The organism is Vibrio sp. JZG10, from assembly GCF_054064075.1.
Map to the genome: position 1 here is coordinate 1 of NZ_JBSUGE010000043.1, position 7,180 is coordinate 7,180.

Annotated in this window: 11 protein-coding genes and 1 pseudogene; 10 read left to right on the top strand and 2 right to left on the bottom strand. The window is 42.8% G+C overall.

Annotation, left to right across the window (positions count from 1 at the left end; translation table 11 throughout):
• Positions 1 to 656: 656 nt before the first annotated feature.
• A complete protein-coding gene (locus tag ACWYVB_RS23805) occupies positions 657 to 791 on the top strand; it encodes an MbeD/MobD family mobilization/exclusion protein (protein WP_169629211.1) in 135 nt (44 codons plus the stop codon).
• Positions 792 to 895: 104 nt separating this feature from the next.
• On the opposite strand, the gene ACWYVB_RS23810 is transcribed toward ACWYVB_RS23805, so the two are convergent.
• Positions 896 to 2,431, bottom strand: coding sequence for a PKD domain-containing protein (locus ACWYVB_RS23810; RefSeq protein ID WP_169629213.1), 1,536 nt, complete (start codon positions 2,429 to 2,431; stop codon positions 896 to 898).
• A gap of 198 nt (positions 2,432 to 2,629) precedes the next feature.
• Between ACWYVB_RS23810 and ACWYVB_RS23815 the strand changes: the two are divergent.
• The 8 genes and pseudogenes from ACWYVB_RS23815 to ACWYVB_RS23850 form a co-directional block, all read left to right on the top strand.
• Positions 2,630 to 3,044: pseudogene (locus ACWYVB_RS23815) on the top strand (ISAs1 family transposase); the annotation flags it as partial.
• A 24-nt stretch (positions 3,045 to 3,068) separates the two neighbouring features.
• Entirely contained in the window at positions 3,069 to 3,221 is a 153-nt protein-coding gene (locus tag ACWYVB_RS23820; protein ID WP_212577753.1) for a hypothetical protein, read from the top strand.
• Between the two features lie 207 nt (positions 3,222 to 3,428).
• Positions 3,429 to 3,776: a MobC family plasmid mobilization relaxosome protein gene (locus tag ACWYVB_RS23825; protein ID WP_169629215.1), complete on the top strand. Its 348-nt coding sequence runs from the start codon at positions 3,429 to 3,431 to the stop codon at positions 3,774 to 3,776.
• A gap of 686 nt (positions 3,777 to 4,462) precedes the next feature.
• The gene (locus ACWYVB_RS23830; protein WP_353616425.1) at positions 4,463 to 4,912 is read left to right on the top strand and encodes an MbeB family mobilization protein; all 450 of its coding nucleotides are present in this window, start codon (positions 4,463 to 4,465) and stop codon (positions 4,910 to 4,912) included.
• Positions 4,913 to 5,146 carry an MbeD/MobD family mobilization/exclusion protein gene (locus tag ACWYVB_RS23835; protein WP_169567099.1) on the top strand — a complete coding sequence of 78 codons (234 nt, stop codon included), beginning with the start codon at positions 4,913 to 4,915 and terminating at the stop codon, positions 5,144 to 5,146.
• Between the two features lie 61 nt (positions 5,147 to 5,207).
• Complete coding sequence (locus ACWYVB_RS23840) at positions 5,208 to 5,600, top strand: type II toxin-antitoxin system RelE/ParE family toxin (protein WP_224723981.1); 393 nt, start codon at positions 5,208 to 5,210, stop codon at positions 5,598 to 5,600.
• The gene (gene nadS, locus ACWYVB_RS23845) at positions 5,590 to 5,877 is read left to right on the top strand and encodes a NadS family protein (RefSeq protein WP_029946694.1); all 288 of its coding nucleotides are present in this window, start codon (positions 5,590 to 5,592) and stop codon (positions 5,875 to 5,877) included. The genes ACWYVB_RS23840 and nadS overlap by 11 nt, the downstream gene beginning before the upstream one ends.
• 16 nt (positions 5,878 to 5,893) lie before the next feature.
• Entirely contained in the window at positions 5,894 to 6,064 is a 171-nt protein-coding gene (locus ACWYVB_RS23850; protein ID WP_005398424.1) for a hypothetical protein, read from the top strand.
• A 234-nt stretch (positions 6,065 to 6,298) separates the two neighbouring features.
• Here the strand turns inward: ACWYVB_RS23850 and ACWYVB_RS23855 are convergent, their stop codons facing one another.
• The gene (locus ACWYVB_RS23855; RefSeq protein ID WP_031819061.1) at positions 6,299 to 6,514 is read right to left on the bottom strand and encodes a hypothetical protein; all 216 of its coding nucleotides are present in this window, start codon (positions 6,512 to 6,514) and stop codon (positions 6,299 to 6,301) included.
• 158 nt (positions 6,515 to 6,672) lie between these two features.
• Between ACWYVB_RS23855 and ACWYVB_RS23860 the strand changes: the two genes are divergently transcribed.
• Positions 6,673 to 6,921: a hypothetical protein gene (locus ACWYVB_RS23860; RefSeq protein WP_005398517.1), complete on the top strand. Its 249-nt coding sequence runs from the start codon at positions 6,673 to 6,675 to the stop codon at positions 6,919 to 6,921.
• Positions 6,922 to 7,180 lie beyond the last annotated feature (259 nt).

Here is a 7,180-nt window from a genome sequence, read left to right on the forward strand (position 1 = left end):
AAACCGCCTTGCAGGGCGGTTTATTTCGGAATACTTACTAGTTTGCAACCTGTGTAAGTCCTTTCATGATAGCCATATCATCTAAGCACTTCAAGTATTCCTGCACCTGTTTTGGATTCAAGATGTTTTGGAACAGGCGATGCGTATCAGTCACCGACCAAGGGAAGTTCCAAAGGTGACAGGTAAAGGCACTAATCAAAACTTGCGAAAGCACGATAAAACCGCTCTCTTGTAGCTGCTAGAGGGAGAACTGCGGAAAAGGAATAATTGATTAGTGTTGTGAGACTGGAATGGGGGCGTAAAGCCTTACTCACAGCGCAGGGCAGCCCGAAAGGGAAGAGACTTACCCAATCTGAAAGCGACCAAAAAGATACCCAAATCACTCATAAATTTGAGTCGAAATGGGTAGGGGTCGGCGCAGCCGAAAGGGCGGCGTGCGCTAGCTTTCCTAGCATCCTTATCGTTTCTTTGGAGATCCTTTGAGATTAGTCTATTTGTCTCATTTGCATTTTTTTCCCTACTTAACATGGGGGATTCGTTTCTTTCAGGACAAAGAGGGGCGTTACATCGTGATCCCAGAGGGATACACTGTGAAAGGGGGATTGACTCTCAACGATGGCCAGAACGAACTTATCAAACTGGTGGAGAAGTAGAACATGACCGAGTTAGAAACCCTATTATTGAACGAATTCGAGCAATTGCAGACGCAGCACGAAATACAACAAAAGGAATTTGTGAATCTATACAACGATTTAGCGGAGCAGCTCCAGCAGTTGGAAACCCTGATTTGAATCAAGTATCAGTAATCTCTTTTTCAGGGAGTTTGAATCTGGTCACACGCTGCAATTGAGATTGAAGCATGAAAAAAGGCCCCGAAGGGCCTTTTAAAACTGGATTAGATACAGGTTCCACTGCTGCAATCAGGCATATCGGCCCAGAAGAGAACGTTTTCTTCTTTCACAATGCCCAGAGTCATCATGACCTGAACCAGTGGGCTCTTTAATGCTTGTTCACGATCGGTGATCTCTTCGGATGAAGTGAAAACGATGAATTTGATGTTTTCCGCTGGAATAGTGAAATACAAAGAGCTGGCCACACCGGCGATAGTATCAGGCAGCATATCTGTCATCATCAGGACTTCGAAAGAGATGGCTGACGGAATGTTCACCATATTATCAAAACTGCTAATAATGATGTCATTGATAACACCACCGCGAGGATGCCCTTTGAAGAACAGGTCATGCTCCTTACCAATATAGTAAGGGCTGGTTTCGTTGATAGCATTATTGATGATATTAACCTGTTGCTTGGCGTAGAACTCTTTCTCTTCACCACCGGCCCAGGTAGTCGTCCCCGTGAATACAAAGTTAGCCAGTGGACTCTTGTCATATTCTACTTGCAGCCAATTTTGATCAAAACCTACGATTTCAAGGAACAATGCTTGCTGCTCTGAGGACAGTTTTGCATATTTATCCCACTGCATTTGTTTGAGGCTATCACCCAGATACTCTTTTAACTCGTGTAGTTTTGGATCAAGCGTCAAAAAGTCAGATCTCAGCATTGAGTACTCAGTAGGGTAGAGTGAATGCCAGTTAAACTGAGTAGTCAACCAGGGCGCGGAAGAACCACCTGAACCTAAAATGATATTTTTAAGGTTGTCACCGGCTTGCTGTAACAGGTAGGTCTTATCCTGGGTATTGCGCCAGTTGTACAGGTTCACGTATTCAGCAGAGCCATCGTCATAGAGCCTGATGTTGTCAATGTCGACATGTGGCTGCTTATGCAGCCGCTGTAGCATAAGTTTTAGGTTGTCATATGACTTCAGCGTGTTGGTACTGATTGAAACCTTGAGTCTGTGATGATCTTCTGCAAAGGCAGAAATAGCTTCAAGCATTTCTGCCGATGTATGGTTTGACTCAAGTGGGAAGCGACTGATATTCAGTTGCGCCAGATGCTCTTGCGTCGGATTGATACGGCCCCAGGACACATAGCGCTCAGCTGTCGGGTGAGCCTCTGCAGAGGCGATGATGTCCAATACCTGATGTAAAGAGGGGAGAGATGCGTGATCAACATAAACTTCCAGTGATGGAGACACCACGGACACTTTTGCATCGGTTGAGTACTGATCACCATTCTTACTGGTTCCTTTAAACTGGAAGCAATACTCTTCATCGTTGTCCAGTTTTGGAGCGGTAAGTGTCAGATTGACGGTTTGGCTTGTGTCAGAAGGAATAATGGATATCGAACCACATGTTTGAGTCCAGCTGAAACTTTCTAAATCGGGATTGCTGTCGTTTTGAATCGGATTAAGGGTAAATTCTTGATTGTCTATGACATCGAATTTGACGCTGTTGTTGTGGGTCTGATGATCGTCATCAGAGCAGCCTGCGAGAATTGCAGCTGTTAAGAGTAGCCAAGGCTTAACGTCCATTTAGAGGTCCCGATGTGAAAAGGTGAAAACTCCGCATTAAATATTATTTACGACGGCGTTGTCTGTGATGTAAGTAGCAGCTTAAGGCTTAATTGTCTGCAGGGTGAGGTCGTGAACGTTTTTTAAGCAAAATGACGACTAATTTGACGATCCCATTTATTAGCTGTGATCTTATACTCCCTTTTTAGGGAAAGCATCATGCACATCGATCACTTCAAAGAACATTTTCAAACGATTACTGATCTACGCCAAATCCCTAAGGTCACTTACTGCCTCTTCGAAGTCCTTTTGGCTCGCTATGTGCGGTTATTGCTGGTGCGAAAGGTTGGTTTGATATCCGTGAATACATTCTCGGTCATCATAATTGGTTTAAGCGCAATGGCCTGTTTTTACATAGTGTTCCTGTTGATGACACGATTGCTCGAATAATCTCAACGATTGACCCCGAGCATTTCATGAATGCTTCATTAACTGGATGTCATCAATACACACCCTTACCGAAGGTCAAGTGATTGCGATTGATGGCAAAACACTTCGAGGCTCATACAATCGTGAAGACAGGGCGAGCACCATTCATATGATCAGTGCTTATGCATCGTCAAACAAGCTCGTGCAAATTAATTGATGGCGTGTTCGAATGATTTCTTATTGGAAGAAAACGGAAGAAATTTACCATGATGATGGTTTGACGTTGATCATTGGATGGTATGACCATAAGCATGAACACGATGGTGGCTTCAAATCGCTTGGTGTTCATTGGGGGATTACCCTAAATCTAGGGGGGTATTAAGCCCTTGTGTGATACCAGAAGTCACTAGAAAATCAATGTTGGCAGGACTTCTTCATAAAGCAATTATTGATGGTAATCATGAAGAAAAGAAAGCATTAAGCAAGGCTACACAAAGACCCCTCCACTTCGTTACGTTGTCATTGTGCCTTGTAAGGGACGCTACGCTCCCTTAACCCTAGTTAAAAGCACTCAAACTAAAGAATTGCCATGACTGAAAAGAAGAAAGTAATACGAGAAAAGTCCATCAAGATCAGAGTCACTGAGGCTGAACTTCAAGCTCTGAAAGATCGGTGTGATGGTGCGGAATTAGCTCCTTGGATGAGAGAGACTTGTCTTGGGGAACGGACTCTTAAAAGAGCCAATGTTCCTAAAGTAGACCCCGCATTATTGCGCCAGTTATCTGGGCTTGGAAATAACTTGAATCAGATTACTAGAGTAGTGAATACCCAGAATTATGATGTCGTGAATGTGGTTCAAGTATTGGCCCAACTTTCAGCAATCGAGCGTCAGCTTGGGCAAATAATGGCAAAGTATGATTGTTCAGTTCGCTCGTAGAGGTAAGGGTATTGGGAGTGGCCCTGTTGATTATCTCTTAGGGAAAGATAGAAATCGGGAGAGGGCGAAACTCAATCAAGGCGATCCTGATTTAGTTCAATCACTCATTGATTCGAGTCCTTACGCCAAAAAGTACACATCGGGCTTTCTCTGTTTTGCTGAAACGGACTTATCACAAGAGATTAAAGATCGCCTCATGGCTGATTTTGAAAAGGCTTTGTTACCAGGCTTAGACAAAGACCAATACTCCATTCTTTGGGTAGAGCATCTTGATAAAGGGCGGTTAGAGCTGAACTTTGTTATTCCAAATATTGAGCTTCATTCTGGCAAGCGACTTCAACCTTACTACCACTTTGCAGACAATCCTCGTATCGATGCGTGGCGCACCATTCAGAATCTTGAACTAGGGCTTCATGACCCAGATGACCCTGCTAATCAGCAAGGCTTGGTGAGTGCTAAAGACACTCCATCCGATGCAAAAGAGATTCAGCAACTTCTTACCGATGGTCTACTTAATCTTGCTCAATCAGGCGCAATCCGTAGTCGAAAAGGGGTAATTGGTGCGCTTGAAAGCAAAGGATTTGAGATTGCCAGAGTGACAGCTAAAAGCATCAGTATTAAGAATCCCGAAAGTGGGAAACGAAACATAAGATTAAAAGGTTTGTTGTATGAGCAAGATTTTGAATATGGCGAGGGACTTCAATTCGCAATCGAAGAAGCAAGCCAACGCTATCGAGCAAACGCTAAAGAAAGACTTCGAGAGGCACGAACAACGTATTCAAGATGCGTTGAAATCAAGCGAGCAGAAAATCATAAACGACATCCAAGAGCAGCAATCACGTTTGAATCTCTTGGTGATGAAAACATGGATTTGGTTGCCAGTGACCCTGTTATTTTTGGTGATCGTCAGTTACGGGATCGCTTGGTATCAAGGGCAGACGATATTAGACAATCAGAAAAAGATAGCCCGCCAAAAAGCGATCCTAGAGCAGTTCCAGAACAAGACTTGGGGGCTTTCTCTGTACGAGAGCCAGAAAGGGGAACGTTTTATTGTGATACCAGAGGGTTACTCGATTCTGGAGGGGTGGACAATGAACGATGGCAAGAACGAGCTGATCAAGTTGGAGAGGAAATAAATGACCGAGCTAGAGAAACAACTTTTGCACGCCTTCGAGGTTTTAGAGAGGCAGCACAAGGAGCAGCACAGCGAGTTCGTGAAGCTCTACAAGGATTTAGAGAAAAGATTCGAGCAGAGCAGCGAGGAGAACCAACGCTTACAGAGCAGTGTGAGCAGCTTGACCATGCAAGTAAACAACTTGACGCAGCAGCTCCAGTCGTTGGAAAAGCAATACAGCAAGAGCAGTCGTTAGCACGACAAAATCGCAGAGGTCGAGGTTTCGGATTTAATCGTTAATACATTTGAAAATACGCTTGCCAGGAGTACAATGTACTCCTATTCTTTTGGGAGAGGATCGGGTTATTAGCTACGCATTAGAGTTTATTGAAACGCCATTGTTTGAATCTCAGCGAAAAGAGATGCTCACGGATGAAGAGTTTCGAGCGTTGCAGTCAGACATCATCAAAAACCCAGAAATGGGATCGTTGATTGTCGGAACGGGAGGGCTAAGAAAAGTTCGCCTTGCTGGAGAATCGACAGGTAAGAGTGGTGGTTATCGAACGATTTACTTACTGATCCAACCTGATGTTGTCTATTTGGTGTTGCTGTACAAGAAAGGGAGAAAGGACTCTTTAACTCAGAAAGAGAAGAATCTCCTTAAAGAAGTGTCGAGGTCGATTAAGAGAGAGTATGACAATGAGCAATAGTATTTTTGATGAACTTTATACATCGATGAAGCAAGCCGAAGCGATTGCAAAAGGAGAGCAGACTCCTGCGAATGTCACTCGTTATGAGATTGCCGATGTTAAAGCGATCCGAGCACAACTGGATGTCAGCCAAAAAGAGTTGGCACAAGCGATGGATGTGAGTATTGATACCGTGAAAAGTTGGGAGCAAGGACGGAGAAATCCGACAGGTTTAGCAAGCAAAGTCCTAACTCTACTCTCTAAAGAGCCAGAGCTTTATGCGAAGTTTTCAGTTTAAAGATTAAGAGGTGTCTATGAGTGCAGCTGTTACTTTTGAGCAATTCTGTCAGCGTTACGAGTACGATCCGAGAAGTTCGTTATCTCGATTTGAATATGAGAAGTACAAAGAGAAGAAGTACAAAGAGAACTTAGAGATAGCTAACGAGCTGATCACCAAAGATGCCATCGATAAGATGAAAACATAGAAAAAACGCCCTTAGAGGGCGTTTTTTGTTTCAATCGAACTGCGAACTTTTTGTCCTGTAAATCGCTCTGAAAGCGTCACAAACTTACAGCCCGATTTCTGGCTAATTAGGTAAGGATAAGTGCTTAAAAACGCTCCAGGAGCGTTTTGAGAGCGTCAGATTGGCGTTTTGAGATGCTAAGTCGGCTATTTAACGTAATAGGAATAATAATCACCACCACAACGTTATGTTGCTTTAAATTATGAGCTTCTTTGCTTCGATTTGAAGCCATTCAAATGTGTTTTTGGGCTCTCCATGCATTTCCATTTGATGCCAAAGTTTTTCAAATGACAAAATAGTGACTTGTAGAGCAACTTCTTCATTTCCAATTTCCATTGTTAAATTTTCGAGAAGTTTAATCGTATGAGCATCTACTAAAGTGTCGTATTTTTTTATTTTACACAAAGCCATAACGCAATACTCACAAAGTGTTGATATGCATGTAACTTTATAATAGTGCTCAATTGCGTATATAGTGGTTTTTTTTGGCCTAAGTCTATTAAGAACGTTCAATTGCTCACACAAACCTAGTCTTAAATATGATGTGTATGAGATAAATGGGATAAAGCGTGAAACTAAAAATTTATTTTAAAACATCGAATAACAAAGGCTTTGAAATCGCATCATATCAAGAACATTACGAGACAATTGTTGCTCAATGGCTTTCGTTAGGTCGTACACTAGAATCGAGTTCTTTTTTCCTTGTGCTGTACGATGATGATGGTAAGTGTGTAGATGCCAAATATCTTTCAAAAAATAATTTTAGTCGATTGCTGATAGAGTGGGACTGCTTTGGTTTAAAAGAAAGTAATGAGTAATTTAACGTAACACTCGTTGTACGAATCCCCAAGGTCGCTAGTGTAGGCGACCTTTTTACAACTGGCAGATACGAAAAACGCCTCCCATTGGGAGGCGTTTTTCTTGAGGACGTTCATTACCTTAGAAAAGGATCGTTGAGATCCATGCTCTTTGGTTGTAATCTCAATCCCCAGATATGAAAAAACCGCCTTGCAGGGCGGTTTATTTCGGAATACTTACTAGTTTGCAACCTGTGTAAGTCCTTTCATGATAGCCATA

Bases quoted from the DNA above. Each gene is read 5' to 3' on its own strand.
- ACWYVB_RS23825 (WP_169629215.1), top strand. From the start codon at position 3,429: ATGACTGAAAAGAAGAAAGTAATACGAGAAAAGTCCATCAAGATCAGA.
- ACWYVB_RS23855 (WP_031819061.1), bottom strand. From the start codon at position 6,514: ATGGCTTTGTGTAAAATAAAAAAATACGACACTTTAGTAGATGCTCAT.
- ACWYVB_RS23820 (WP_212577753.1), top strand. From the start codon at position 3,069: ATGATTTCTTATTGGAAGAAAACGGAAGAAATTTACCATGATGATGGT.
- ACWYVB_RS23850 (WP_005398424.1), top strand. From the start codon at position 5,894: ATGAGTGCAGCTGTTACTTTTGAGCAATTCTGTCAGCGTTACGAGTAC.
- ACWYVB_RS23830 (WP_353616425.1), top strand. From the start codon at position 4,463: ATGGCGAGGGACTTCAATTCGCAATCGAAGAAGCAAGCCAACGCTATC.
- ACWYVB_RS23805 (WP_169629211.1), top strand. From the start codon at position 657: ATGACCGAGTTAGAAACCCTATTATTGAACGAATTCGAGCAATTGCAG.
- ACWYVB_RS23810 (WP_169629213.1), bottom strand. From the start codon at position 2,431: ATGGACGTTAAGCCTTGGCTACTCTTAACAGCTGCAATTCTCGCAGGC.
- ACWYVB_RS23835 (WP_169567099.1), top strand. From the start codon at position 4,913: ATGACCGAGCTAGAGAAACAACTTTTGCACGCCTTCGAGGTTTTAGAG.
- nadS (WP_029946694.1), top strand. From the start codon at position 5,590: ATGAGCAATAGTATTTTTGATGAACTTTATACATCGATGAAGCAAGCC.